This is a genomic window from Chitinophaga polysaccharea, assembly GCF_902150045.1.
Lineage (GTDB): Bacteria > Bacteroidota > Bacteroidia > Chitinophagales > Chitinophagaceae > Chitinophaga > Chitinophaga polysaccharea_A.
Window position 1 is genome coordinate 823,772 of record NZ_CABFVU010000003.1, and the last position, 26,453, is coordinate 850,224.

Sequence of the window (26,453 nt, forward strand, 5' to 3'; positions counted from 1 at the left end):
ATGAAACAGCTTTTTGTTTTTATCAGGAAAGAATTTTTCCATGTATTCCGCGACAGGCGGACCTTACTGATCATGTTCGGACTACCGGTGGTGCAGATCGTGCTGTTTGGTTTTGCGCTCACCAGCGAGGTAAAGAATATAACACTTACAGTAATTGATAATTCGCGGGATGTAAACACGCAGCAACTGATCCGTAAAATAAAATCATCGTCCTATTTCGTCGTTAATGAAAGCTCTATCGACTACAACGATATAGAAGATGCCTTTAAAAAAGGAAAGGCCAAATGCGCGCTGATCTTCCCGGCCGGCTTTGGCAACGACCTGCAGCATGGCGGTACGGCGCAGCTGCAGATCATAGCAGACGGCTCCGATCCCAATACAGCCAAAACCGTGGTCAATTACATCACTGCTATCACTACGGCTTACCAGCAGGAGATCAGCCCGGCCCAACAGCTGCCCTATACCATCATTCCTGAAACACGGATGCTGTATAATGAAGAAGGCAATGGCTCCCTGAACTTCATCCCCGGTGTAATGGCGCTGGTGCTCATGATCGTATGCACGGCGCTTACCTCGGTATCGGTAGTAAGGGAAAAAGAACTGGGCACCATGGAAATATTACTGGTATCTCCATTTAAACCGCTGATGGTACTGGTGGCTAAAGCCATTCCTTACCTGATATTATCGCTGGCTAATTTTATCCTGATCCTGGTGCTGGCAGTGTTTGTACTGGATGTGGGCATTAAAGGCAGCATCCTGCTGCTGTTCATGGAAAGTATGTTATTCATCATTACCTGTTTATCGTTCGGGCTGATGATCTCCAATACCACCAACTCCCAGCAAACCGCACTGCTGCTGTCGATGATGGGCATGATGATCCCTACCATGATCTTTACCGGTTTTATGTTTCCCATAGAAAATATGCCGCTGGTGTTCCGGATCATCTCCGATATTATTCCTTCCCGCTGGTATTTCCTGATCATAAAATCGGTAATGCTGAAAGGACTTGGATTTGAATATGTATGGAAAGAAACGCTGGTACTGCTGGGTATGACCGTCGCGCTGCTTTTCATTGCACTTAAAAATTTTAAAACACGCTTATCATGAGGGTGCTGCGTTACCTGCTTAAAAAAGAGTTCAGGCAGATCTTCCGGGATAAAATCATCTTGGCCATGATGTTTGCCATGCCTACCATACAGCTGATCATTTTTCCGCTGGCTATGAACTTTGATGTGAAGAGCGTGAACATCGCAGTGGTAGACAATGATCATAGCTCTTATTCGCAGCAGCTGGTGGCAAAGATAGGCGCTTCCGGTTATTTCAAAATAGTGGCGGCAGAGCCTTCCTTCCAGAGCGCCATCAGGTATATTGAAACAGAAAAGGCCGATGTGCTGCTGGAGATCCCTCCCAACTTTGAAAGCCATCTTATCAGGGAGGGGAAACAGCGTATAGGCGTATCCGTGGATGCCATCAATGGTACCAAGGCGGCCATTGGCGGCAACTATCTTCTCATGGTGATCGCAGACTTTAATAAAGACATCCCGGTGAACATGGGCAGGAACATGGCCGCGCCGGCGGGCATGATAGATATTGCCTATTCCAACTGGTTTAATCCTTTGGCAGAATACCGGTTTTATGTGGTGCCGGCTATACTGGTGCTGCTGCTTACACTGATCGGCGGGTCGATGTCGGCTTTAAATATTGTACGCGAAAAAGAAGTGGGCACCATTGAACAGATCAATGTAACCCCTATTCAAAAGTGGGAGTTCATACTTGGTAAGCTGATCCCGTTCTGGGTGGTGGGCATGATTGTGTTTACAATTGGGCTGCTGGTAGCCTGGGGCGTATACGGTATATGGCCGGTGGGAAGCTTTGTAACGCTATATGTATTTGCCGCCGTATACATGGTCGCACTACTAGGCTTTGGGCTGCTGATATCTACCTATACCAGCAACCAGTTACAGGCCATGTTTGTGGCGTTCTTTTTTGTGATGATCTTTATGCTGATGAGCGGGCTGTTCACTTCAGTAGACAGCATGCCGCCCTGGGCAAAACTGATCGCCAATTTAACACCGGTCACCCATTTTATCCGGGTGATCAGGATGATCGTACTAAAAGGCAGCGGTTTTGCAGATGTGTACATGGAGCTGCTGTACCTCGGCTTATTTGCCATAGTGCTGAACGGCTGGGCTATATTTAATTACAGGAAAACAAGCTGAGAATAAGAGAAATCATAATTAACAAAAGAGATGTACTTTAGGGAAGTATTACATAGTCTCCCTGTCTGATCTTCCTGTTAAAAAATGATTGCCAGTCAATGTCACCATATAGCGTTTTATCTATTAGTTTATCCTTCATTTCGTTTGGTGTATATTTTGAAGGAATAATATCTTCCAGTTTATTTTCCGGGGAAATGAGATACTTAACAGAAAACAGTGATGTTGATTTGTTGTCATAAAGTTTTTGCGGATACCTAAGGTTTTTACTCAAAACTTTATACAGTTGCTCTGCCCCTTTTTCTCCAGGTGTGTTGCTTTGTTGTGCGCTGGCAGTTAAAATGAAAAAGAAACCGGCAAGAACAAGGTTAATCAATCTTCTCATATCCGGAAATTTAAGTTTAAAGTTAAAGTTTAGTTACAGCGGGTTCCAGGATCGCGATGTTTAAACACTGCCTGCAAACCTGAAAGCCCGGCGGACAACCAATCTTTTGCCTCCTCAACAGATATTACAGTCGATTGAAGAGTTGGCTGTTCTGAAATTCCTTATGCACTATCGGAAAAGGGTAACCTTAAACTGACTAAAAAATATATTACGTATGAGGTTTATCCATCTATCATTAACATGATGACAGCTACCGACCAGGAAAGGGTGATCCATTTACTGACCGTTTTTTATAAATTTAATGGTGAGCTACTCTCAAACGACCATGACAAAACACAGTTCCCCCAAACCCCAATCATATTATACTTTTATCCAGTATATATCTCCTTAACATATTACTATCCGCGCACAGCTACCCAAAATATGCGGGTTTCCAAGTGAAACATCGAAAAATTACAAAGTACTGACTATCAGCTCAATACATTGTAAAACAAGCCCAAATGCCCGTCGCCACTGCTATTTTAGGGTCTTTTAAGCCGTATCCTTAGAAAAAATATTGAAATAAAATAGATTTTATGAATAAATTTGAACAATCAAGTAGCTACTTTTAAAATTTTAAAAAATGAGCAATAAACCCGCTACCTTATTTGACAAAGTATGGGATTCACATGTTGTGAGGAAAATTGAAGATGGTCCGGATGTATTTTTTATCGACCGCCACTTTATTCATGAAGTAACCAGCCCTGTGGCTTTTCTTGGAATGGAAAACAGGGGTTTAAAGGTAATGTTTCCTGAAAAGACCTTTGCCACAGCCGATCACAATACGCCAACCATCAACCAGCATTTGCCGGTGCAGGACCCGCTTTCCGCCAACCAGCTGAAAGCACTGGAAACGAATTCCAGCAAATATGGTATCTCCCACTGGGGATTGGGTAACCCGAAAAATGGTATTGTGCACGTGGTAGGCCCGGAAAACGGTATTACCCTGCCGGGTATGACCATTGTGTGCGGCGACTCCCACACCTCTACCCATGGCGCTTTCGGAGCCATTGCATTTGGTATCGGTACCTCTGAAGTAGAAATGGTGCTCTCCTCCCAGTGCATTATGCAGCCCAAGCCCAAGAAAATGCGCATCAACGTAACAGGTAAACTGGGTAAAGGCATTACACCAAAAGATGTAACGCTGTACATTATTTCTAAGCTTACAGCCGCCGGCGCTACCGGGTATTTTGTAGAGTATGCGGGCGATGTGTTTGAAAACATGAGCATGGAAGGCCGTATGACCGTTTGTAATATGAGCATCGAGATGGGCGCCCGCGGCGGTATTATTGCCCCGGACCAAACCACCTACAATTATATTAATGGCCGTGAGAAAGCGCCTAAAGGAGAAGCATGGGATAAAGCCCTGGCTTACTGGAAAACACTGCGGACAGACGAAGGCGCTGTATTTGATAAGGAATACACCTTTGATGCGGCAGACATTGAGCCGATGATCACTTATGGTACCAACCCAGGTATGGGCATGGGTATCACCAAACATATCCCTTCTGCGCTGGCAGGCGACAGCAAAACCAGCTACGAAAAATCATTGCAGTACATGGGCTTCCATGAAGAAGAAGCCATGCTGGGTAAAAAAGTGGATTATGTATTCATTGGCAGCTGTACCAACGGCCGTATTGAAGATTTCCGCGCATTTGCCTCTATTGTAAAAGGAAGAAAGAAAGCAGATCATGTAACCGCCTGGATCGTTCCCGGTTCGCACATTGTAGAACAGCAGATCAAAGATGAAGGCATCCTCGATATCCTGACAGAAGCAGGTTTCCAGCTGCGTCAGCCCGGATGTTCTGCCTGCCTGGCTATGAACGATGATAAGGTGCCTGCCGGTAAATACGCTGTGAGCACCAGTAACAGGAACTTTGAAGGCAGACAGGGACCCGGTTCCAGGACCATGCTGGCAAGCCCGCTGGTAGCTGCTGCAGCAGCAGTAACCGGCGTAGTGACCGACCCGAGAGAACTGATTGCCTAATCACCCCCTTCTTACAATATTTATAAACGATCAACGAAAAATGGCTTACGATAAATTCACGATATTAAGGAGTACAGCAGTACCCATGCCCATTGAAAATGTGGACACCGACCAGATCATTCCCGCCCGCTTCCTGAAAGCAACCGAGCGCAAAGGCTTTGGCGATAACCTGTTCCGCGACTGGCGCTATGAATCAGACGGCACACCAAAAAAAGATTTCGTTTTAAACAACCCGATCTACTCCGGTAAAATACTGGTAGCAGGCAAAAACTTCGGCAGCGGCAGCAGCCGTGAGCACGCCGCCTGGGCCATCTACGACTACGGGTTCCGTTGCGTGGTGTCCAGCTTCTTTGCCGACATCTTCAAAAACAACTCTTTAAATATCGGTATCTTACCCGTACAGGTAAGCCCTGAGTTCCTCGATAAAATATTTACCGCCATAGAATCCGATCCTAAAGCAGAATTGGAAGTGAACCTGGAAGCACAAACCATCACCATTCCCGCTACCGGTGAAAGCGAGTCTTTTGACATCAACAGCTATAAAAAGCATAACCTGATGAATGGCTATGATGATATCGATTACCTGCAGGCTATGAAAGACGAAATAAAAGCGTTCGCCGACAAGAGCCTCTACTAAAATATTCCATAAGTATTATGCCAGTGACCCAGCGCCACGTTGAAATAATGGACACCACACTCCGTGACGGTGAACAAACCAGCGGAGTATCCTTTTCGCCCTCAGAGAAACTAACCATTGCCCAACTTTTACTGACGGAAGTAAAAGTGGACAGGATTGAAATTGCCTCCGCCCGGGTTTCCGAAGGCGAGTTTGCTGCGGTAAAGGCAATTACCAAATGGGCCAAAACCAACGGCTTATTGAATAAAGTGGAAGTGCTCACCTTCGTGGATGGTGATGTATCTGTAGAATGGATGCTGAAAGCCGGCGCCAGGGTAATGAACCTGCTCACCAAAGGCTCGCTGAATCATTTAACACACCAGTTAAAGAAAAAGCCCGCTGAACATTTTGCGGAAGTAGCCGCCGTGATAGCACTGGCCAGGAAAAAAGGATTGGAATGCAATGTATACCTGGAAGACTGGAGCAATGGAATGCGCCATTCGAGGGACTATGTATTCCAGTATCTCGACTTCCTCCAAACGGTGCCCGTAAAGCGCATCATGCTGCCGGATACCCTGGGCGTGCTTACCCCCGATGAAGTAAGGGAATTTGTTACAGAGATCGTGCAGCGCTACCCGGAAAGCCACTTCGATTTCCACGCGCACAACGATTACGACCTCGGTACTGCCAATGTACTGGAGGGCGTTAAGGCCGGCGCACACGGCATTCACCTTACCATCAACGGGATGGGCGAAAGAGCCGGTAACGCCTCCCTCGCCAGCGCTATTGCAGTGATGAACGATTTCCTGCCGGAAGTAAAAACATCTGTGGCGGAAACATCACTGTATACCGTAAGCAAGCTGGTGGAAACATTCTCCGGCTTCCGCATCCCGGTAAACAAACCTATTGTAGGGGAAAACGTATTTACACAAACAGCCGGCATCCATGCAGACGGCGACAAGAAAAACAAACTTTATTTCAGCGACCTGATGCCTGAACGCTTTGGCCGCACCCGCAAATACGCACTCGGCAAAACCAGCGGTAAAGCCAATATAGAAAACAACCTGCAACAGCTGGGCATCAAACTGTCGGACCCCGATCTGAAAAAGGTAACCCAGCGCATCATTGAACTGGGCGACCGGAAAGAGGTGCTTACACAGGCAGACCTGCCTTATATTATTTCCGATGTGCTGGACAGCAACCGCATCGAGGAAAAGGTGACCATAGAAAATTATGTGCTCACCCACTCCAAAAACCTGAACCCTTCCGTTACCCTGAAGATCTCAGTTAACGGGGAAGTATACGAGGAACACTCGCAGGGCGACGGCCAGTACGATGCATTCATGAATGCACTGAAGAAAGTATACAAGAAGCTCAAAAAGGAACTGCCCCCGCTGACCGACTATGCCGTGCGCATTCCTCCCGGCGGTAAAAGCGATGCTCTCTGCGAAACCATCATCACCTGGCGCCTGAATAACAAGGAATTCAAGACCAGGGGACTGGACAGCGACCAAACAGTATCCGCGATCAAGGCTACCCAAAAAATGCTGAACCTAATCTAAACTATCAATAACAACTGAATGGCTACCAAACATATTTTAATTGTTCCGGGAGATGGAATCGGACAGGAAGTAACTGCAGTAGGAAAAAAGGTATTAGACAAGATCGCTGCAAAATTCGGACATACCTTTACATACGATGAAGCGCTGATAGGCCACGTAGCCATTGAAGCTACCGGTAACCCCTTACCGGACGAATCGCTGGAAAAGATGCGCAAATCCGACGCAGTGCTGTTTGGCGCTGTAGGACATCCTAAATACGATAACGACCCATCCGCCAAGGTAAGACCTGAACAAGGCCTGCTGAAAATGCGCAAGGAACTGGGACTATACGCCAACCTCCGCCCCATCAAATTATTTGATGAGCTGCTGGGCGCTTCCAGCATCAAGCCTGAAATACTGAAAGGCGCCGATATCCTGTTTTTCCGGGAACTGACCGGCGACATTTACTTCGGTGAAAAAGGCAGGAAAAACAATGGCGATACCGCCTACGATATTGCAGAATACAGTCGCTACGAAGTAGAACGCATTGCGCGCAAAGCTTTTGAAGCCGCCCGTACCCGCAGGAAAAAGCTCTGCTCTGTAGACAAAGCCAACGTCATTGAAACCTCCCGCCTCTGGCGCGAAGTAGTACAGAAGGTAGCGGCAGACTATCCGGATGTGGAAGTGGAACACCAGTTCGTAGACGCCACTGCCATGCTGCTGATCAAGGATCCGCGCCGCTTCGATGTAGTGGTTACCGCCAATCTATTTGGCGACATCCTCACAGATGAAGCTTCACAGATAGCCGGTTCCATGGGTATGCTGGCCTCCGCCTCAATTGGCGACGGTACCGGCGTGTACGAGCCCATTCATGGTTCCGCACACGATATTACCGGCAAAGGTGTAGCCAACCCGCTGGCCTCTGTGCTGTCGGCCGCCCTGCTGCTGGATATTTCCTTTGGCATGAAAGCCGAGTCGGAAGCAGTGATCAGCGCTGTAGACGGGGTACTGAAAGCCGGTTTCCGCACCGGTGATATCGCCGATAAACAGACCCCGGCCGATAAGATCCTGGGTACCCATGCGATGGGAGCAGAAGTGCTGAAATTAATCTAGGCAATACTGACAACATATAAAACAAATGCCTCCCCGGTGGGGAGGCTTTGTTGCTTTATATCCAAGGCCACTACCAGCTAAGGGTAAGATATACATCTGCCTACACAGGCAACAGATAAGCCATATCTTAAAGATACAAGACAACAATGGCGAAACAATGGCGTATATATGGGTGATATATGGGCCAACCGGGGAGTAGCCCGGTATGTATGACGGAATCTCCCCTATAAATGTCAGGATTGCACCACAACCGTATCAGCTTTACGGGCTATGTTTGTATCGCACTTAAAAACATATCATTATGAGAAAAATAGTTTCCTTCATGCACGTATCCCTGGACGGTTTTGTAGCCGGACCTGCCGGGGAAATGGACTGGATCAGTGTGAATGATGAAATATTTGATTTTGCCGCACAACGCACCAACGAGTCCGACACCGCCCTATACGGAAGGGTTACTTATGAACTGATGGAAAGCTACTGGCCTACCGCCGCCGATAAGCCCAATGCTTCCAAACACGACATTGAGCATTCCACCTGGTATAATCAGGTAGACAAGATCGTTTTGTCCAACACCCTCAAAGGGCTGCAAAAAGATAAGACCACGGTGCTCAGCGATGATTTCCATGGGAAGATAAGCGCGTTGAAACAATTGCCCGGAAAAGAGATCATCATTTTTGGCAGTCCCCGCGCTACACAGTCGCTGATGCAGCACCAGCTGGTAGATGAATTCTGGCTGTTTATAAACCCGGTACTAATAGGCGAAGGCATACCATTATTCAAAGGTATCCGGGAGCGGGTTAACTTAAAGCTGGTGGCCTCCACGGCGTTTGCATCCAGCGGTGTGGTGTGTATGCACTACGAAAAAAAATAAACCACTTTTAAACAAACGGCTGATAGTAACTATCAGCCGTTTGTTCTTAATATTATTACCTGAGGCCAAGTTTGTCCAGCACATAAAAAACCACCCTGTCGCAGCGGATAAGATGGAACGGGAACACCAGGTCGTTCTTATAGTAATCAGCGATCTTCCCGCGCAGCATGAGCCGGGCCCTGATATATCTTACCTTTACGTTTACCGTGGAGATGTTCAACGCAGCTGCCGTAGCAGCCACATTCAACCCCTCTATCTCCCTCATTACAAACACCAGCCGGTATTTTTCCGGTACCTGCAGCAAGGCCAGCTCCAGTGCCCTTCCCAATTCCTTGTTGATGACTTTTGATACCGGCGATTCTTTTATGCCCGCAGCATTTGAAGGGTGATGATCATCCAGTACGGAGATATCTTCACTTGGCAGCCTGTTCCTTTTCTTCAGCAGCTGGCTGCACTCATTGACCAGTATCCTGGTAAGCCAGGTGCCAAAGGAGGATTCCTGCCTGAACTTATCAAGATTAACATAGGCATTGATATAGGTGGTCTGCATGGCGTCTTCCGCATCCATATCGTTGTCCAGCATTGTCATCCCGATCCTGAACAGGCGGGCGTTGTGACGGCGCATCAGCTGTTCATACAGTTGAGGTTCTCCGGCCAGCACTCTCTTGATAAGGTCATTGTCTATTTCAGTGTCTGTTTGTTGCAGTGTAGTCATTATGATTTCATTAGGATGGTTATTCTGGAAGGAAGTTACAAAAACTTCTAAGTTTTTGTAACCATCCGGAATTTTTATACTCTAATAAGTAGAGGGTCTGTCAACTCCCCTCATTTTTAACTAACCCAATTCTGTGAAGCATGGCGACACAACCCAATAATGTTTTTCATCTTCCAGGCATAAAAATGCCGGAACTGACCCATCAGAAGATCCAGGAGCTGAAGGCAACCGCCAAGGGAAAGCACATTACCGGCACGGCTATTACGGCATTCCCGGCGTTGGTAAAATCAATGGAAGCTGCGTTACAGGATCAGCTGGCGCAATATGATCGCATCAGACAAAACAACGGGGACCGCGCGCAGCGGAAAATGCTGGTGCTGGAAATGCTGGACGATCACCTGTATCTTGAATTTGCCTATCATATCATGTTTATTAAATGGCGGGAACAACAGATCAGTAAAGCTTCCTGATACCCGCGGCCCGGCAGATGCTGCTTATTTCATTAAAACTATACATTTGCAAACAAACAAATGGTATGGAGAATTACAGCATCGTCATTTTTATACTGGCTATCATGATCATCCTGTCTGCCATGGCAGACAAAATAAAGCTACCTTACCCGGTGCTGCTGATCTCTGCGGGAATAGGTATCGGATTTATTCCCGCCTTGCCAAATATCACGCTGAACCCGGATATTGTGTTCCTGATATTTCTTCCGCCCTTGCTGTACGACGCTGCGTTTAATATCTCTCCACAGGAATTCAGAACCAATTTCAATACCATTGGCACGCTGGCTATTGGTTTGGTGTTTATGACAGCGGCCGCCATTGCGGTGATCGCGCATTACCTCATTCCCGGTATGGGCTGGCCACTGGCTTTTGTGCTGGGCGCTATCCTGTCGGCCACCGATGCCGTGGCGGCCATGAGCATTACCAAAGGACTGGGGCTTTCCCATAAAACTGCAACCATACTCGAAGGCGAAAGCCTTATCAATGACGCCTCCGCACTGGTAACCTATCACTTTGCCATTGCAGCGGCCATGGGTACAGCCTTTGTGTTCTGGAAAGCTTCCCTGGAATTTGCAATACTGATGGCAGGCGGCGTACTGGCCGGTATGGTGATGAGCAGGATCCTGGCAGTGATCCTGAAAGTGGTGCATAAAAACGACCTGGTAACGATCAGCTTTATGCTGCTGATGCCTTTTGTTACTTACCTGATGGCAGAAGAGCTGCATGTTTCCGGCGTGATTGCCGTAGTGATGCTGGGGCTGCTGATTTCCAGGTTCAGCGGAAAAGTGTTCCCTGAAAAATTAAAGCAGCAATCGAGGAATATATGGGATATCATCATCTTCCTGTTAAACGGCCTTATTTTCATTCTCATCGGGCTGCAATTTCCCTATGTCATCAAAAGCATCCCCGGTGAGCAGATCTGGCCTTATATCGGTTACGGGTTTATTATTACGGTAGCAGCACTGCTGCTGCGCATGGGGAGGGTATTCCTTCAACAGATCAACCTGGACCAGGCTTTCAAAAAAGGGAAAGGACGAATTACTGAAAATGCCCTGCTGGATTTTAAGAACAGCCTGATCATCAGCTGGTCGGGCATGCGGGGCATAGTATCCCTGGCTATCGCTATTAACCTGCCGCTCACGTTGAAAGACAATGCGCCTTTCCCTGAACGGAATGCCATCCTGTTTATTTCAGTGGTGGTGGTACTGATCACCCTGATCGGCCAGGGCATTTCTTTACCCTGGATAGTAAAAGCGCTAAAGCTTTCGCCGGGAGATAAAAAAACGCAGCATTGATATCCTGCTGCGTTTTTTTTCGGGAGATTATATTGTGCGCAGCGTATATTTTCCTGCGGGCAATTCAAAAAGCGTATAGCCGTTCCTGGTACCTTTCTTTTTCATATACCCACTGCTTTCTTTTACACGGGCGGCTTCCTGTTCCGGTAGTTCCACGGTGGCGGTGCAATTGGGCGGCACGCTTACTTCGAGGGTAAGCCTGTTTCCCTCCCGCTGCCAGGCCGTTTTAATTTCCCCGGCAGAAGCGTTGAAGGTGGCATGCGCCCATTTCAGCTGTGCCTCCGTGAGCAACGGGGGACGTACCACGAAATGCCGGAATCCTTTGCCCGATTGCGGATCCTGGCGGATACCTGCCACGCCGTTGATATACCAGGCGCCCGGGTACAAATAGGAACTATGCAGCAGGGAATGTCCTGGCAGGTCTTTCTCCCACATTTCCCAAATGGTAGTGGCATCGTTGGCTTTCATATAGCCCCAGCCGGGATAGGTGGTTTGGGAGGTCATACTGTAAATGAGATCATCGCGGCCTTCATCGCGCAGCAGTTTGAACAGGAGCGCGCCCCCGGTAATACCTACATGAATATGGCCTTTACGGTTTACGAGGATCTCCGTTTCCAGTCTTTTCATCACGGCTGCGCGTTCTGCGGGCTGTGGCACATCTGCCAGTAAAGCCGCTGCCAGGTTGGCCATGGAGCTATCAGAATAGCTATGGTCTGCTGCGTTGTAGAACCTGGCGTTGATGGCTTTAGCAGCATCTGCGGCCTGTTGCTCCCATTGCAGGGCATCGGCATTTTTTCCCAGCACCCTGGCGATCTTTGCGGCGGTACGTAAATTAAATACGCGGTAGCTGTTATTCAGGCAAACCGTTTGCGGCTTATTATTGTTCATGCCTTCCGCTGTAGCGCCCGGCCAGAGCCAGTCGCCCAGGAAATCCCAGGGGCCTCCAAACCTTTTGAGCAGATGATTTTCAGTTTGTGTATCCAGGAAAGCCAGCCAGTTCTTTATCATCTCAAAATTCTTCTCCAGCACTCTCCGGTCGCCCTCCTGCTGGTACAGGAACCAGGGCAGCGACACACAGATGCCGCCCCATGCCGGTCCGCCTCCGCCCATAAAAGTGGGGGCTGTATGTGGCAGTATCCCTTTATGAAGATGACGGCCGCTCATGATGCCTTTATGCGCCCAGGCGGTATCGTACATGTTGCCTACAATGGATTCTGTGCCCTGCACATCGCGCCAGTCTTCCATCCATTTGGTATAAAAAGCGCCGAGATGGTAATTGAACATCCCCGTTTCGCAGGTAGCATGTGCATCCCCTCCATAGCCGAGGCGCTCCCGTTGGGGGCAATCCACGATATAACCACCCAGCGATAAATTTTCGTAGGTCCACCGCACGCGGTCGTAGATCCAGTTCTGCAGCGAATCGGAGCAGGCAAAAATGGCAGCGGGCTTATAATCCGTGCGCACCAGCCAGCCACGGATATCTTCGGGGGCAGGTTTGTATTTCAGTCCGCGTATGGTGATCCATCTCCCTGAGCTGTAATTGAAATGATTGCGGAACTCCCCCTTCCCGCTTTTCCCGATAATATAGGCACTGTGCAAGCCGAAGGTCATATCCATCTGTTCCCGTTCCGAATACTGGAAATCAATCCGGTCGCCGGGGTTACCTTTTACGCGGATGGCAGTCCACCCGGCGAAGTTAACGCCCATGTCTACACGAAAACTGCCATCCGGCCGAGCCTCTATGGAATGGGGCTTTATTTCGTTCATCACTTTATTGGGCTCCGTCATTTGGGCTGACAGCAACAGGTGGGGATGATATTCAGTAGCGGCACGCCAGGTGCTTTCATCCGCCTGGATGGTGTTCCAGTTATCTGTTTCCTTACCTGCATCCCACAATTCCCCTCCCATGCGGTTGGAATCCCATACGCCCAGCAGTTTATTCGGGCTGGGATGCGTAAGCCAGGTGCCGTCTGTTTTAAGGAACAGTGCCGGTGTAGCCGCATCGTTATTATAGATGGCCGCCTGTGCAGCAACGATAGGTGTTTGCGGTTTACCCGGCGCAATGTAGGGCCCGAAAACAGACCAGGAAGTGCCGAGCCAGATGGTGATCACATTCTTTCCAGGGCGAAGCGCCGCGGCAATATCGTAGGTAACATAACGCGCCCTTTTCGCGTGATTGGTTACAGCCGGAGCCATCACGCCATCCCCAATTTTTTTTCCATTCACATATAATTCATGAAACCCCACAGAAGCGATAAAAATATTGGCCTTCTGTGGTTGCGCATTAAGATCAAACGTTTTACGGAACCAGGGATCGGAGATATTGCAATTGCGTTGCCTGGGATCAAAGATCTCATCCGTGCCTATCCAGGCCGCCTTCCAGTTGCCCGGTTGCAGGATACCGGTAGTCCATACCGCAGCAGGGCTCCAGGCTGAAATGCGCCCCTTCTCATCTTTTACACTTACTTTCCAGAAGTACGACTGATCATCCTGCAGGGGTTTGCCCTTGTAAACAATATGCTGCATATCATCTGTGCTCACCCAGCCGGAATTCCAGACAGCGCCTTTGTTTTCATCCAGTTCCTTTGCCGTAGCCGCTACCAGGATGCGATAGGCCGTTTGCCGCTGGGCATGGGCGTTGGTATCTGTGGCCAGCAGTGTCCAGCTGAGGCGGGGCTGCAGCTCATCGATGCCGAGAGGATTCACCAGGTACTCGCAACGGAGGTTGGCAGGCAATACAGACGACTGCCCCGCCGCACAGATAGTGGCCGTGCATAATACCAACAGCAGCCAGAGGGAATATGTATTTTTCATACTGAACAATGCAGCGATTTTATACCGTGATATTAAAACTAAAAATCTGCCCGGGCAACCTGTACTATCCTGCAGTGGTTAACTGCCGGGAGAATTGTATCTTTATAAAAAGCGTAAACCTTCTACTCACGGCTAAAGGATATGTGAATGAAAAAATCATTGCTGCTTTTCTACTGTCTTATTTTATTGATCCTTCCTGCCGTTGCGCGCCAGGAACCGCCCGACACGGTTAAAACCGGCATTTATATAACCAGCATTCATGATATCGACTTCAAACAAAGCGAGTATACCGTTAACTTATGGCTATGGCTTACCTATAAAAATAAAGCATTCGATTTTATCCAGAACCTTGAAATCCCGCAGGCCAAAACGTTTACCAAGTCCTACTCCACCATCGACTCTTCCAACGGCAGGGTTTACCTGCTGATGAAACTGCAGTGCGTGATGAAGGACTCCTGGCGGATTAACAACTTCCCCTTCGACCGGCAACGACTGCGGTTTTCCATTGAGAACTCACAGTTTGATGCAGGCTCGCTGGTATTTTCGGTGGATTCGCTGGGCAAACACTTCGATCCCCGTTTTACACTCCGGGGGTGGAATATCGACAGCTTTAGGATCAACACCGGGATTAAAGCCTATGAAACCGCCTTTGGCGATGACAAGATTCCAACCCCGCATACAGAGTACAGCAATTTTACTGTGAGAATAGGTATAGACCGGGATGCCACGCAGTTATTCTGGAAGATGTTCCTGGGCATGTATGTTTCTTTCCTGATTGCCTATCTCTGCTTTTATATTCATGCAGACAATATCGATTCCCGGTTCGGCCTTGGTGTGGGTTCCCTGTTTGCCGCTATTGGTAACAAATACATCATTGACTCTTCCCTGCCCGACTCCACTACTTTCACACTGGTGGACACACTGCATGGCATTACATTGTTTTTTATTTTCGTGGTGATCACGTCCTCTGCCTGGTCGCTGCAACTTATTAAAGCGGGTAAAACAGAGCAGAGCCGCCGGCTGGACAGAGGGTTATCGCTGGTGGTGCCGCTGGTGTATGCGTTGCTGAATGTGTATTTTATTGCAGGGGCGGTATATGGGAGGTAGTTACTTTATAAAAACTAATTACCCTTCTCTGCTCAAAACCCATATGCGCATACAACCGTATAGCACGTTCATTCGACAATGCCACATGCAAAAAAGAAGTGATCCCCTCTCCTGCGTGCTGGTAACATAGCTGTGTGATCAGCTTTCGCGCATAGCCGCGGCCGGTATGATCCGGATGAGTACAAATGGCGCTTAGTTCCGTGAAGCCGGTGATGCGCATGCGTTCGCCGGCCATAGCAATCAAAGTTCCATTGTGCCGTATTCCATAATAATTGCCCAACAGGCGGGTACCATGGTTGTAGTACCCCGGTTGAATACTGTTAATGAGTGTGTACATATCATCCGCATCTTCAGGGCCCAGCAGCGATATCATAGCTACGTCACTTTCAGTGAGCGGCGCCGGCACAGACCGCAGCACCATCTGTGCGCAGGGCAGTTCATTATCTTTGGTCCAGTTGTCTGGCAGAATTGGTAATTCACCGATGATATAAAATGATTCTCCTGCATTCATCCAGGGATCCAATGTGGCAATGCTGTTATCATTTGTTTGCCTGCAGGCAACGAATGGTACTATTCCCTGCTGGTATCTTTTGGCATGATCTGTTCCTTGTGCAAAGTGTGCGTGTTCGCTGGTTAACGCCTCCCAGGCGGGATTGTCTAAAATGGTTTCCTTCATGTATCTAATGTACGAAATGATGCTTCAAAAAAAAGCGATCCCCTTTTCAGGAAACCGCCCCTTTTAAAATATATCCGTCACCGTTAGTGCTCCAGGTTCATGATCTCAATCCTTCTGAAATCAACCGGCTGCCCTTCACTTTGCAGGGCAATAAAACCTTTGGAAAGCAGCTTGCCATCTACTTTAACAGTGGAGTCGTAATTCTTTACCACGCCGCCGCCGATCTGCGGTTTGGAATACTGCAATACTGTGTCGCCGTTGATGATGTGTGTGATGAGGGAATCGCCCAGTACGATCAGTTCTCCCCTTACCCATTGTTCGCCTTCATATGTTTTGGAAGTGGATTCAATACAGTGTGTTTCATCCAGTTTACCTTTATATACCACGTTGGTACCAGGGGAGCACATGTTGCCGGTAGGCCGTGGTTTACCATCGCCCAGGCCGGCCAGCAGCTGCATTTCCACGGAAATGGGCCAGTCCTGCTCCTTTGGCATGGTACGCGGGTCCTGCGAGTGGAACATGATGCCGCTGTTCAGCAGGGTGTATTCCGGTGCAGAGGGGTACCATTTACCAACAAAGCGGTACTCAAATTTGAGATGATAATGTGAGAAGGGTTGTTTATAGTAGAGATGCCCGAACTGGTCGTTAAAGTCGCCGTACTGATCATAGCGCACCTTGATGATACTGTCTTCCACCCGGAAGGTATTGCCAAAATTCTCTCCTACTTCATGGTGATGGATCTTCACGATCCAGTCGTTGATATCTTTGCCGTTGAACAGGGATATCCATTCGGGTTTCTTTTCAGGTTGTTTTACTTCATTACAGGCCATGCTGCCTGCCAGCAGGGCTATCATCAAAAGTTTAGGTAAAATCCGGTTGTTGTTCATATAAGTAATTAAAGGTTGAATTTCATTTAACTGTTTTACGGCTGCCGGGTTTTGGAAACACCTGGTGCGTTTGCGCCCACTGGTACCAAAGGGTTTGCAGCTGTTGTACCTTTTCGGGGTATTGAGCGGCCAGGTTATTGGTTTCTGTTCTATCCACGGCAAGATTAAACAATTGCCAGGTGGTATCGTTACTGAGCGATACCAGTTTCCAGTTACCGGAGCGCGCATACCTTGCGCCGAAATGTTCATTGAACAGCTGATCGTGCCCGGCAGTATTTTTATTTCTGAAAGATGGCAACAGGCTGGTACCGGTAGTGGCGGGGATCTTATGGCCGTTGTACACCTTGGGGTATTGTGCATGCGCCAGTTCGGCGAAGGTAGACATAAGGTCCATTACATGCCCGGTATGATTACTGAAGCCACCTTTCCCGGCGGTGATGCCTTTGGGCCAGAAGGCGATCAAAGGCGTATGTATACCGCCTTCGTACGATTCGGCTTTCCAGTATTGATAAGGGGTATTGGCTACATTAGCCCATGTTTGCCCGATAGAGGCATACGTGGTTTGCGGGCCGGGCATCGCTTGTTTTTTGGTGGCGTAAATAATTTTGCGGCCATCGCGGGTTTCATCGGGGCGATCGAACCCTGGTCCGTAGTTGGCGCAGTTTTCGGGGCTGGCCCCATTGTCGGACAGGAACAGGATGAGGGTATTATCCAGTTGCCCCGTTGTTTTTAGCGCTTCTATGATGCGGCCAATGCCCTGGTCCATATGGTCTATCATAGCGGCATGCACCGCCATAGCCATGGCATCCCAGGCGGTATCGGGGTTTTGCGCCCAGGTTTGCTCACTTTTCCAGCGTTTGGGCAATGGCGTGGTAGCGGGGTCAATCAGTCCCATTTTCACCATTTTGTTATACCTGGCGTTGCGGATGGCTTCCCATCCTGCCCTATAGGTGTCCCTGTACTTTGCAATATCTTCCGGCAGCGCCATCAGCGGCCAGTGTGGCGCATTATGCGCTACATAAAGGAAGAAGGGCTTTTGGGTACCTGCATAGCCTTTGATATAGGCCACGGCGGTATCGTTGATAGCGTCTGTATGATAATAGTGCTCCGGTACGTTTGTAATGGGCGTTGTTCCGCTCACCAGGCTGAAGGGGTCAAAGAAATCCACTACTCCCCAGATAGTGCCAAAGAATTGATCAAAACCACGGCTGGTGGGGTATTGTGAGAGGGGGGAAAAGTCGCCGAATGTTTGATGATGGTTGAGCCAGGCCATTTGTTCAGCAGCTGTTCTTTGCCCGTTGGTATTGGACACATGCCACTTACCCGACATAGCGGTCTGATAGCCGGCTGTTTTCAGTACTTCTGCCAGGGTGACCGCATTCTCCGAAAGGTGGCCAAGATACCCGGGCTCATCCTCCGCATCGGTCATCTTCCCGATACCAGCCTCCTGGTTATACAATCCAGTGAGCAGGGAAGCCCTTGTGGGGCAGCAACGGGAGGTATTATAAAACTGCGTGTAGCGGATACCGTTAGCCGCCAGGAAATCGATGTTGGGAGTATGGATCTCTCCGCCATAACAGCCGGCATCTGAAAATCCCATATCATCCGCAAGTATAACAATAATATTGGGCCTCAGGTCTTTGGGCATCGGCCTGCTTTTCCTAAATCCTGTAAGCAGCATAGTACTTAACAGGAATGGAATGATATAAACTGATCCTGGTCTTATCCTCATGGGTTCGCACAGTTTTGTTACTACATCGCGTTAAAATAAAATAAAACGAGAAGAAAAGTAAATAAACTGTACCAGTGGGGAATAAATATTTAGCGGGAAGGAAAAAAAGCCTGGCGGGAAGCCAGGCTATGAAATGAAGAATGCAATGGAGGCATTGGGAAACAATTGCCGTCCCCTACTTCCTCACCCGGCTGCTTTCTTCCACCGTACGGTTCCTTTGCTTCCGCTGTTCGCCTGCGCCAAAGGTTTTTGCCCAGGTGAGCTTCACTATCTGCGCTTTACCTGATTCCGGATGAAAGGTAACTTTGCTTTTCAGGTTAAATGCCTCTTCGGTCAGCGTGCCAAAATAACTATTGATGCGCACAGTACGTAGTATATCCGTTACCGTTAGCTGGAGGATCCCGCCGTTTTTTGTAAGCTCTTTTTTGAGGCCGGCATTCAGGGCTCCAAAAGGATCTGCTTTTTTAGAGCCGTCGTAAACAGCGCTGTTATACCACCCGGAAACTTCCAGGGCAAACCGTGCAGGTAACTTTACGGCGGTGGAGAAGTTGGCGTTAAAGCCCAGGTAATCCTTCTGTACCGGCCTGGCGGTGAAATCAAGTTTAAACTGCCGCCAGCCGCCAGTAAACCCCAGGCTCATCTCCCACCAGTCGTTGATTTTCCATGGCAGCAATGCCTGCAGTGAAAGATTTTTCTGGAACACCAGGTTTTGGGGAGATACCCATATCACTTCTCCTGTTGGGTTGGGCGTAAGCTGGTAACGGGCCACGGGGGCATCGTCCAGGCTGTAAAGCAGGGAAAGCGAGTAGCCGTTCCGGTTATACCCCAGCTTTATATTATTGGTGATGGTGGGTTGCAGCTGCGGGTTGCCGGTTTCCACGGAAGTAGGCCCTGAATAGGTAATAAAAGAAGCCAGGTCGTTGTAACTGGGGCGACTGATCCTTTTTGTATACGACAGGTTCCATTCCGTTTCCTTTCTTTTCCAGGTGAGAAATATGCCCGGGAAGAATTTACCGGATTCCCTGTGGCTGATGCGTTGCTTATATTGCAGATCATCCATTTGTGTATGGGCGTATTCATATCTTATGCCGGCGCTCAGCCGTAGCGAGGGATGCAGCTGTGCATCTACAGAGCCATAAGCCGCGCCTATCGCTTCTTTCATAATAATGTTATTAACAGCCGCAGAACTGCTTACCCATTGCCCTTCAAGAAAACTTTCTATCCTGGAGCGGCTGTTGTTGTTGGTATAGGTTCCTTTAACACCGGTTTCAATTTTTAATCCGGGTGATAATTGCCGGCTATAATCCATTTTAAATACGCCGATCTGCATCGATGACACAGAAAAAGTTTTTTGCAGCGGTGCAAAAAGCGTGTCGTTTGTGCCGGGCGTATGACCGGCGCTATCCACAAAGGCGCTGGTTGCGGTGGAGGGGCGGTTGTTCTTATAGTAGAGGTAATCAAGGTCGATGTTCAGTTGCTCCCCTGCCCTTATTCTTTTTTCTGTATACAGCGATACGCCTATATTATCCCAGTTGTTGTTTACCCTGATATCTGCATCCATATTGTAGCGGGTACCGATATTGAGGAGGTATTCCCCGTGATTAATGGTATGATCTGCCACCCGGCTGATATTGCCACTGATGCTGCCACCAGCCACCGTTCGCGGAGAGAGGTTTACATCTGCTCCCAGCAACAGGTTATGACTGTTGCTTACCGGTTTTATCAGGCTAAGGAAATCAGATGAGCTGGGGGCTCCCAGTAACTGCATATTATCGGTAGCGCGGGCAAACCAGTCGTAATAAGTCCTGTCGTGCGAAAACGAATAATTGCCATACACCCCGGTGTTCCGGATACTGCGCCCGAAGTTAAGGCTGGCGGCGGCTTTTTCGCCGTAGCCATAACCGCCGGTAAGAGAGAAATCACCCTGGTTGCGGTTTTTCTTTATCACGATGTTGATCACACCGGCGTTGCCGGCGGCATCATACTTTGCCGGGGGAGTATTGAGCAGTTCAATTTTTTCTATATCGGCGGCGTTCATACCCTGGAGAAACACCATCAGCTGATCGGCAGACATACGCAGCAGTTTACCGTTCAGCATTACCATCACCCCGTTCTTCCCGTTAAGGGCAATATTGCTGTTGCGCCGGTCGATATACACGCCCGGGGAGCGCTCCAGCACTTCCAGCACAGAGCTTCCCTTTGTAAGTATACTGCTTTGCACATTGATAACGGCGCCGGACTCCTGTTGCCGGAGCAATGGCCTGCCTGCCCGTACAGTTATTTCAGCCAGTTGTTTTAAGGATGACAGGCTATCTGTTTTTTTCTCCTGCGCATATATGCAGGAAGCAGGTAACAACAGGAATAAGGAATAAAGAAGGTAGCGCATATGGTAATACTTGTACCGCAAATAAACAGGTATCTGTAGCGATGTAAAAGCCCGAATGACAAGGTGTGCCAGGAAACTGACCACCTGCACAAAAAGGGCTGGTTCCCGGCAAAACCTGTTAAAAAAGGGGAATACCGCCACTCACCGGGTTCCATACGCTGGTTGTCATTTATTTGATACCATTGGTATAGTATGGGGAAAGAATCAGCAAAATGTGCCTATCTTTAATTACAGGTAATTTGTTATATCTTGAATACGACCACAAGCCGGAACTGGCTGCTGAAATATAAACTTTACCACATCCCCTTCTGGTGTCTTTACCATTATCTCTGGTGGGTAGTGGCAATAGGGAATCCTTTGAAAGCTGCGAACTCTATTATCCTGTTCCCTTTCTATATCAAGTTTGGATTTTATGTGATCTTCCAGGCGGCGGCTGTATATTTCAACTTGTATTACCTGATCCCCAAATATCTTGAAAAAGGAAAGTACACTGCTTACATCTCATTGCTGGTGCTTACCATTGGCGCAACCGCCTGTGCTATTGTTGGCGGCTATTACCTGTGTGCAGTAGTATCAGGAAAAACATTCGAAGCGCTTTTCGGACCGGGAGATTATTGTTTCCTGCATTTCTTTGGTAACGCGCTGCCCTCCACCCTGGCCAGTATGACGCTGGCCATGAGCATAAAGCTCACCGGGAGCTGGCTGCAAACAAAAAGAAGGCAGCAGCTGCTGGAAAAAGAAAAACTGGAAACAGAGCTTAACTTCCTGAAGAACCAGTTTAATCCTCATTTTCTTTTTAATACCATTAATTCGATCTTTTTCCTGATCCATAAAAATCCTGATGTGGCTTCCGCTTCGCTGGCGAAATTTTCGGAGCTGCTGCGGTACCAGTTGTATGAATGCAATGATAAACAGATTGCCCTCAGCAAGGAGATCGGTTACCTGGAAAATTCTATTGAACTGGAAAAACTGCGGATGAACAGTAACGTGGAGGTATCTTTTGATTTCCAGCAGCAGCCGGCGTCTCATTTAAGCATTGCTCCTTTTATCCTGATGACCTTTGTGGAGAATGCGTTCAAGCATGTATCCAAACACGCGGGCACGCCTAACTGGATCAGGATACAGTTGCAGCTTCAGGGATCGCTGCTGGTATTTACCGTTGCCAACAGCAGTGCCGCAGATGAATACAGCGCTCCTATTATTGATTACGGCGGCATCGGTTTAAAAAATGTGCAGCGGCGGCTGGACCTGGTATATCCCGGGCAATACGAACTGGATATCCTCCATGATGCGGGCAGCTTTGAAATAAGACTGCAGTTACAACTGGCAGCCGCCCGGATGCCGCAATTGCTATCTACCTAAAATGACGTTATCATGATCAACTGTGTGATTACCGACGACGAGCCACTGGCCAGGGAAGGCATCGCCAATTATGTGAAGGAAGTGGATTTCCTTACGCTTACCGGTATTTGTGAAAACCCCGTGGAGCTGGCAAACCTTCTGAAGCAACGGCCTGCCGACCTGCTGTTCCTGGATATACAGATGCCCAAACTGAGTGGTATTGATTTCCTGAAAATGATCCCTCATCCGCCCATGGTGATCATCACTACTGCATTTCCTGAATATGCGTTGGAAGGGTTCCAGCTGAATGTACTGGACTACCTGCTGAAACCTATTACCTTTGAAAGGTTCTTTAAGTCGGCCACCAAGGCGAGAGACTATCACCAGCTGGTAAACCCTGCTGTAAAAAAGGATACCCCGCTTACAGAAAATGCCGCAGATCACTTCTTTATAAAATGCGGTACCCGGTACGAAAAGATCCAGGTTGAAGACATCCTTTTCGTGGAAGGCATGCAGAACTATGTAAGCATTTATACCCGTAAGGGAAAATACATGACGCTGCTATATCTCAAAAACCTGGAGCAGCAGTTATCTCCCCAGGCGTTTATCAGGGTGCATAAATCATACATAGTGGCGGTAAATAAAATAGACAGCATCCAGGGAAATGAGATCTGTATCCAGTCGCACCAGATCCCCATCAGCCGTAACTACCGGGAAGCGGTTATCCGGCAGGTGGTGATGAACAGGTTATGGGATAAAGTATCGCGGCCGCCAGACAAAAGCGCATTCTGATAAAAAAAGCCTTTGAACTGCACAGTTCAAAGGCTATCAACTCAAAGTAAATCTGATTATGTAATTGTAGTCGTGCCAGGCGGTAGATACCGGCCTGCATTATTTCATATCCTTTTCAGTTAGGTTCCTTTAGCAGGTTCCTCGCAAAAACGGGGCAACTGCCAATATTATGCTGATTTATTTTTACTGTTGTTCAGCATTAAAATTTATAGTTGGCGCTTGCAGAAAGCACAGTGCCTGCAGAGTTACCTTCACTTTTCAGTTGTCCATCCACGAAAATCTGCACTTTCAATGTAGCAGCAGATGAAGTAGCCTGCGCGTTAATCAGTACATTCAGGTTAATAGCTTCTGCCGGTGAAGTAACTTCAGGGCTGGTCCAGGTGTTTCCGGTCAGGTTGGAGAGCGTGGTTACGGATTGATCCCATCCATACAAGCCATGACTTAAAGTTACCCCACTGGAGCCAATCGCTTTAAAAACTACTTTGTGGGAGGTACGTGATGGTTTGTCGTCGTCGTCCTTTTTGCAGGCTGTAAACAATGTAGCTACCATTAATACCGGGAACAAAATCTTTTTAAGTATCTTCATAAATGACAATTGTAAAAATGCCTACTCTTTTAAAGCACAGTTTTCGGCTTCCCTGTTATAAAACTTACAGAATATAAATGGTTAAAACCTTTATCGGCATTACCGCAAATGTACTCCGGGCAGGAACTTTGGACAATACCAGCATCTGATGATTTATTTCTACCTGTTTTCAGGTATTTTTGCCGGCAACGATCGGGTGTAAACAATTGTTTTATATTTTGGCCTTTATGAGAAGATTATCATTCCTGGTATTCCTGCTTGCAGTAAGCTGCCGGTGCTTAGCTCAGGCTCCCCCGCTGAATGAGAAAGCGTTTACCGACAGTCTGGAGAACATATTGCAACAGGCCAGCTCCGACAGTGTCCGTGCCCGGGCAAATTATTCCCTGTCGGAATTCTGGGCGGCAAAGGATTCTTTAAAGTCATCACAATACCTGGAAAAGGGTAAACAATATAGTGGCCGGCATTCCTACCTGCAGGCGCTTTACTATTTCTATGAAGGAAATTTGCTGAAGAAGGGCAACTATGATAAAAGTCAGGCCAGCTTCATGAAAGCGGATACGTTGCTCAGTAAGTTCAAAACGGCAGAAGCATATGCTTTCCGGTCTAAAGCCTGGTACGACTATGGCGCCATTGCACAGCGGAAAGACAACTACAAGGCATTTGCCGACATCCTGCTGAACAAGGCCATACCACTGGCCCAGCAGGCGGGCGACCAAACGGCTGCCGGAAGGGATTACCTGGCAGTGGGCATTGTATTTAAAAATGCAGGGCAGTTCGACAAAGCAGAAACCTATATTCTCAAGGCCATTGAAATTTTCAGGAATGCGCACTCCCCTTCTCATGAACTGGTAACGGCCTATCATACCATTGCGGAAAACTATTCATTGTCTGCCCGGAATGCCAAAGCCCGCCCCGCGCTGGACAGCGCCTGGAAACTACTGGAGCCGTTCCCTGAATCCGATTACCTGCTGGACCATTATGCCGCCGAAGGCATGTACTATACCCTGGAGGGGAAATTTAAAGAAGCGCTTGCGAGCCTTGACAAAGGCGTGCAACTGGCCAGAAAAAAAGGCATGCGGTATGAAGAACAGCGGTTACAGATGCAGCAATTTTACGCTTATTTCAATGCCAATAATTTTGTAAAGGCAAAGGAAATGGCTACCCTGCTGATGCAGCAGAAAGAAATGATGCAGCTGGTATCCAACCGGCAACAGTTATACTACGGCATGGCGCTTACCTGTGAAAACCTGCACCAGATGGGCCCCGCCTATACCTGGATGAAGCGTTACAGTGAGCTGAGCGATAGTCTTGCCCGGACGCAGCTCAACAACGATGTGCATGCCATGGAAATAAAATACCGCAACGCTGAAAAGCAGAAAGAAATTGATGCACTGAAAGCCAAAGGTATACAGGACGCACTAAATGCGAAAAATTCCCGGCTGGTGAACTGGCTGCTGGGCGCCGCCAGCGTGATTTTACTGGTGGTATTGCTTTTTGCGCTGTTTGTATACCGCAGCAAGCAAAAGCTGGCCGCGCAAAAAGAGCTGAGCTACCGGCAACACCTGCACGAAATTGAGCAACAACAGCAATTACAGTTCAGCCAGGCCGTATTGCAGGGCGAAGAACAGGAACGCCGCAGGCTGGCCCGCGACCTGCATGATGGCCTTGGAGGCATGCTGGCCGGGGCCAAAATAAATCTCTCCGCGCAAATTGAAGATACCTACTCCCAGGACCAGCGGGCGGAGCTGGAAAAGATCACCCAGCAGCTGGATCATTCCGTTACAGAATTGCGGCGTATTGCGCATAATATGATGCCGGTAAACCTGCTGAAGTTCGGCTTAAAAACTGCGCTGAAAGATCTCTGTGAATCGCTGATGAGTGAAAATACCCGGATCGATTTCCAGGACCTGGGATTTGAAGATACCCTGCGGGAAGAAGTACAGATCCACATTTACCGCATTGTGCAGGAACTGCTGTCCAATGCCATCCGCCATGCGCAGGCCAGCAATATTATATTGCAATGCAGCCAGAACGATCATATCTTCTTTATCACCCAGGAAGATAACGGCAAGGGTTTTGACATGGAGGCAGCAGGTAATGAAAAAGGGATCGGGTTAAGCAACATCCGTAACAGGGTAGGATTCCTGAGAGGGAAAATTGATATCGATTCCGCTGTGAATGAAGGCACCACTATAAATATTGAATTACATGTTGACTGATCCCGCCACACTGGCCATTGTAGACGACCATCCGATTGTACTTGAAGGACTGCAAAAACTGCTCAACAATGTAAAGAGCATACAAATTACCGGCTGTTTTACTTCCGGTATGACTTTCATGTCTTTCCTCAAAGAAAATAAAGTAGACGTGCTCCTGCTGGACATCACGCTTCCGGATGCCAACGGTATAGAGCTGTGCAGGGAAGTGAAAGCTATTTCACCGGAAACGCATGTACTGGCGCTGAGCAATCATTCGGAGCGCAGTATGATCCTGCAAATGATCCAGAACGGCGCAACGGGATACCTGTTAAAAAATATATCTTCCGAAGAACTGGTAGCCTGCATACAGGAAGCGCTCAACGGGATGATCACTTTCAGCAGGGGCGCCAAAGAAATTATGGCGCGCCCATCTATCAGCGAGTTAAAAGGCATTCCCCAGCTAACCAAACGTGAGAAGGAAATACTGCAGCTGATAGCAGATGGCAAAACCACACCGGATATTGCGCAGCAGCTGAACCTGAGCCCGCTCACAGTAGAAACGCACCGGAAAAACCTGATCCAGAAATTCCAGGTAAGAAATGTGGCGGCACTGATCAAAATAGCCGCCCAGCAGGGATTGCTGTAAA

At 48.3% G+C, this 26,453-nt stretch carries 22 protein-coding genes; 14 read left to right on the forward strand and 8 right to left on the reverse strand.

Going from position 1 to position 26,453, the window contains the following annotated elements:
* On the forward strand, positions 1–1,107 hold the full coding sequence (locus tag FN124_RS23765) for an ABC transporter permease (protein WP_142687258.1): 1,107 nt from the start codon (positions 1–3) through the stop codon (positions 1,105–1,107).
* Positions 1,104–2,219 (forward strand): ABC transporter permease, encoded by a 1,116-nt coding sequence (locus FN124_RS23770; protein ID WP_142687259.1) that lies wholly within the window; start codon positions 1,104–1,106, stop codon positions 2,217–2,219. The genes FN124_RS23765 and FN124_RS23770 overlap by 4 nt, the downstream gene beginning before the upstream one ends.
* 37 nt (positions 2,220–2,256) lie before the next feature.
* Here the strand turns inward: FN124_RS23770 and FN124_RS23775 are convergent, their stop codons facing one another.
* Positions 2,257–2,601 (reverse strand): hypothetical protein, encoded by a 345-nt coding sequence (locus tag FN124_RS23775; protein ID WP_142687260.1) that lies wholly within the window; start codon positions 2,599–2,601, stop codon positions 2,257–2,259.
* Positions 2,602–3,223: 622 nt separating this feature from the next.
* Here FN124_RS23775 and leuC point away from each other — a divergent pair.
* The 5 genes from leuC to FN124_RS23800 all read left to right on the forward strand — a co-directional run bounded on the left by leuC (position 3,224) and on the right by FN124_RS23800 (position 8,768).
* The gene (gene leuC, locus FN124_RS23780) at positions 3,224–4,627 is read left to right on the forward strand and encodes a 3-isopropylmalate dehydratase large subunit (protein ID WP_142687261.1); all 1,404 of its coding nucleotides are present in this window, start codon (positions 3,224–3,226) and stop codon (positions 4,625–4,627) included.
* Positions 4,628–4,667: 40 nt separating this feature from the next.
* Positions 4,668–5,264 carry a 3-isopropylmalate dehydratase small subunit gene (gene leuD / locus FN124_RS23785; RefSeq protein ID WP_142687262.1) on the forward strand — a complete coding sequence of 199 codons (597 nt, stop codon included), beginning with the start codon at positions 4,668–4,670 and terminating at the stop codon, positions 5,262–5,264.
* Between the two features lie 17 nt (positions 5,265–5,281).
* A complete protein-coding gene (locus FN124_RS23790) occupies positions 5,282–6,805 on the forward strand; it encodes a hydroxymethylglutaryl-CoA lyase-like TIM-barrel protein (protein WP_209857965.1) in 1,524 nt (507 codons plus the stop codon).
* An 18-nt stretch (positions 6,806–6,823) separates the two neighbouring features.
* Positions 6,824–7,897: a 3-isopropylmalate dehydrogenase gene (gene leuB / locus FN124_RS23795; RefSeq protein ID WP_142687263.1), complete on the forward strand. Its 1,074-nt coding sequence runs from the start codon at positions 6,824–6,826 to the stop codon at positions 7,895–7,897.
* Between the two features lie 301 nt (positions 7,898–8,198).
* Entirely contained in the window at positions 8,199–8,768 is a 570-nt protein-coding gene (locus FN124_RS23800) for a dihydrofolate reductase family protein (RefSeq protein ID WP_142687264.1), read from the forward strand.
* A gap of 55 nt (positions 8,769–8,823) precedes the next feature.
* Here the strand turns inward: FN124_RS23800 and FN124_RS23805 are convergent, their stop codons facing one another.
* A complete protein-coding gene (locus FN124_RS23805; protein ID WP_142687265.1) occupies positions 8,824–9,483 on the reverse strand; it encodes a sigma-70 family RNA polymerase sigma factor in 660 nt (219 codons plus the stop codon).
* 140 nt (positions 9,484–9,623) lie between these two features.
* On the opposite strand from FN124_RS23805, the gene FN124_RS23810 reads away from it, so the two are divergent.
* Both FN124_RS23810 and FN124_RS23815 read left to right on the forward strand, forming a co-directional pair.
* Entirely contained in the window at positions 9,624–9,953 is a 330-nt protein-coding gene (locus FN124_RS23810; RefSeq protein WP_142687266.1) for a hypothetical protein, read from the forward strand.
* 65 nt (positions 9,954–10,018) lie between these two features.
* On the forward strand, positions 10,019–11,287 hold the full coding sequence (locus FN124_RS23815) for a Na+/H+ antiporter (protein WP_142687267.1): 1,269 nt from the start codon (positions 10,019–10,021) through the stop codon (positions 11,285–11,287).
* Between the two features lie 27 nt (positions 11,288–11,314).
* Here the strand turns inward: FN124_RS23815 and FN124_RS23820 are convergent, their stop codons facing one another.
* The gene (locus FN124_RS23820) at positions 11,315–14,101 is read right to left on the reverse strand and encodes a family 78 glycoside hydrolase catalytic domain (protein WP_142687268.1); all 2,787 of its coding nucleotides are present in this window, start codon (positions 14,099–14,101) and stop codon (positions 11,315–11,317) included.
* A gap of 147 nt (positions 14,102–14,248) precedes the next feature.
* Between FN124_RS23820 and FN124_RS23825 the strand changes: the two genes are divergently transcribed.
* Positions 14,249–15,208 (forward strand): ligand-gated ion channel, encoded by a 960-nt coding sequence (locus FN124_RS23825; protein ID WP_142687269.1) that lies wholly within the window; start codon positions 14,249–14,251, stop codon positions 15,206–15,208.
* On the opposite strand, the gene FN124_RS23830 is transcribed toward FN124_RS23825, so the two are convergent.
* The 4 genes from FN124_RS23830 to FN124_RS23845 all read right to left on the reverse strand — a co-directional run bounded on the left by FN124_RS23830 (position 15,180) and on the right by FN124_RS23845 (position 20,889).
* Positions 15,180–15,884 (reverse strand): GNAT family N-acetyltransferase, encoded by a 705-nt coding sequence (locus tag FN124_RS23830; protein ID WP_142687270.1) that lies wholly within the window; start codon positions 15,882–15,884, stop codon positions 15,180–15,182. The genes FN124_RS23825 and FN124_RS23830 overlap by 29 nt on opposite strands.
* 83 nt (positions 15,885–15,967) lie before the next feature.
* On the reverse strand, positions 15,968–16,771 hold the full coding sequence (locus FN124_RS23835) for a 3-keto-disaccharide hydrolase (protein ID WP_142687271.1): 804 nt from the start codon (positions 16,769–16,771) through the stop codon (positions 15,968–15,970).
* Between the two features lie 22 nt (positions 16,772–16,793).
* Positions 16,794–18,503 carry an arylsulfatase gene (locus FN124_RS23840; RefSeq protein WP_142687272.1) on the reverse strand — a complete coding sequence of 570 codons (1,710 nt, stop codon included), beginning with the start codon at positions 18,501–18,503 and terminating at the stop codon, positions 16,794–16,796.
* A gap of 175 nt (positions 18,504–18,678) precedes the next feature.
* On the reverse strand, positions 18,679–20,889 hold the full coding sequence (locus FN124_RS23845) for an outer membrane beta-barrel family protein (RefSeq protein WP_142687273.1): 2,211 nt from the start codon (positions 20,887–20,889) through the stop codon (positions 18,679–18,681).
* Positions 20,890–21,138: 249 nt separating this feature from the next.
* Here FN124_RS23845 and FN124_RS23850 point away from each other — a divergent pair, with 249 nt between their 5' ends.
* Positions 21,139–22,251: a sensor histidine kinase gene (locus tag FN124_RS23850; RefSeq protein WP_260607569.1), complete on the forward strand. Its 1,113-nt coding sequence runs from the start codon at positions 21,139–21,141 to the stop codon at positions 22,249–22,251.
* 12 nt (positions 22,252–22,263) lie between these two features.
* Positions 22,264–23,022, forward strand: a complete 759-nt coding sequence (locus FN124_RS23855; protein WP_142687275.1) for a LytR/AlgR family response regulator transcription factor — start codon at positions 22,264–22,266, stop codon at positions 23,020–23,022.
* Between the two features lie 199 nt (positions 23,023–23,221).
* On the opposite strand, the gene FN124_RS23860 is transcribed toward FN124_RS23855, so the two are convergent.
* Positions 23,222–23,608: a hypothetical protein gene (locus FN124_RS23860; RefSeq protein ID WP_142687276.1), complete on the reverse strand. Its 387-nt coding sequence runs from the start codon at positions 23,606–23,608 to the stop codon at positions 23,222–23,224.
* A gap of 227 nt (positions 23,609–23,835) precedes the next feature.
* Between FN124_RS23860 and FN124_RS23865 the strand changes: the two genes are divergently transcribed.
* Complete coding sequence (locus FN124_RS23865; protein WP_142687277.1) at positions 23,836–25,827, forward strand: tetratricopeptide repeat-containing sensor histidine kinase; 1,992 nt, start codon at positions 23,836–23,838, stop codon at positions 25,825–25,827.
* A complete protein-coding gene (locus FN124_RS23870; RefSeq protein ID WP_142687278.1) occupies positions 25,817–26,452 on the forward strand; it encodes a response regulator transcription factor in 636 nt (211 codons plus the stop codon). The genes FN124_RS23865 and FN124_RS23870 overlap by 11 nt, the downstream gene beginning before the upstream one ends.
* The last annotated feature ends 1 nt before the right edge of the window (position 26,453 follow it).

Excerpts from the sequence above, each read along its gene's own strand:
- FN124_RS23775 (WP_142687260.1), bottom strand. The coding sequence starts at position 2,601 with ATGAGAAGATTGATTAACCTTGTTCTTGCCGGTTTCTTTTTCATTTTA.
- FN124_RS23815 (WP_142687267.1), top strand. The coding sequence starts at position 10,019 with ATGGAGAATTACAGCATCGTCATTTTTATACTGGCTATCATGATCATC.
- FN124_RS23765 (WP_142687258.1), top strand. The coding sequence starts at position 1 with ATGAAACAGCTTTTTGTTTTTATCAGGAAAGAATTTTTCCATGTATTC.
- leuD (WP_142687262.1), top strand. The coding sequence starts at position 4,668 with ATGGCTTACGATAAATTCACGATATTAAGGAGTACAGCAGTACCCATG.
- FN124_RS23790 (WP_209857965.1), top strand. The coding sequence starts at position 5,282 with ATGCCAGTGACCCAGCGCCACGTTGAAATAATGGACACCACACTCCGT.
- FN124_RS23860 (WP_142687276.1), bottom strand. The coding sequence starts at position 23,608 with ATGAAGATACTTAAAAAGATTTTGTTCCCGGTATTAATGGTAGCTACA.
- FN124_RS23845 (WP_142687273.1), bottom strand. The coding sequence starts at position 20,889 with ATGCGCTACCTTCTTTATTCCTTATTCCTGTTGTTACCTGCTTCCTGC.
- leuC (WP_142687261.1), top strand. The coding sequence starts at position 3,224 with ATGAGCAATAAACCCGCTACCTTATTTGACAAAGTATGGGATTCACAT.
- FN124_RS23800 (WP_142687264.1), top strand. The coding sequence starts at position 8,199 with ATGAGAAAAATAGTTTCCTTCATGCACGTATCCCTGGACGGTTTTGTA.
- FN124_RS23865 (WP_142687277.1), top strand. The coding sequence starts at position 23,836 with ATGAGAAGATTATCATTCCTGGTATTCCTGCTTGCAGTAAGCTGCCGG.
- FN124_RS23810 (WP_142687266.1), top strand. The coding sequence starts at position 9,624 with ATGGCGACACAACCCAATAATGTTTTTCATCTTCCAGGCATAAAAATG.
- FN124_RS23855 (WP_142687275.1), top strand. The coding sequence starts at position 22,264 with ATGATCAACTGTGTGATTACCGACGACGAGCCACTGGCCAGGGAAGGC.
- FN124_RS23870 (WP_142687278.1), top strand. The coding sequence starts at position 25,817 with ATGTTGACTGATCCCGCCACACTGGCCATTGTAGACGACCATCCGATT.
- FN124_RS23820 (WP_142687268.1), bottom strand. The coding sequence starts at position 14,101 with ATGAAAAATACATATTCCCTCTGGCTGCTGTTGGTATTATGCACGGCC.
- FN124_RS23805 (WP_142687265.1), bottom strand. The coding sequence starts at position 9,483 with ATGACTACACTGCAACAAACAGACACTGAAATAGACAATGACCTTATC.
- FN124_RS23840 (WP_142687272.1), bottom strand. The coding sequence starts at position 18,503 with ATGAGGATAAGACCAGGATCAGTTTATATCATTCCATTCCTGTTAAGT.
- FN124_RS23825 (WP_142687269.1), top strand. The coding sequence starts at position 14,249 with ATGAAAAAATCATTGCTGCTTTTCTACTGTCTTATTTTATTGATCCTT.
- FN124_RS23835 (WP_142687271.1), bottom strand. The coding sequence starts at position 16,771 with ATGAACAACAACCGGATTTTACCTAAACTTTTGATGATAGCCCTGCTG.
- FN124_RS23830 (WP_142687270.1), bottom strand. The coding sequence starts at position 15,884 with ATGAAGGAAACCATTTTAGACAATCCCGCCTGGGAGGCGTTAACCAGC.
- leuB (WP_142687263.1), top strand. The coding sequence starts at position 6,824 with ATGGCTACCAAACATATTTTAATTGTTCCGGGAGATGGAATCGGACAG.
- FN124_RS23770 (WP_142687259.1), top strand. The coding sequence starts at position 1,104 with ATGAGGGTGCTGCGTTACCTGCTTAAAAAAGAGTTCAGGCAGATCTTC.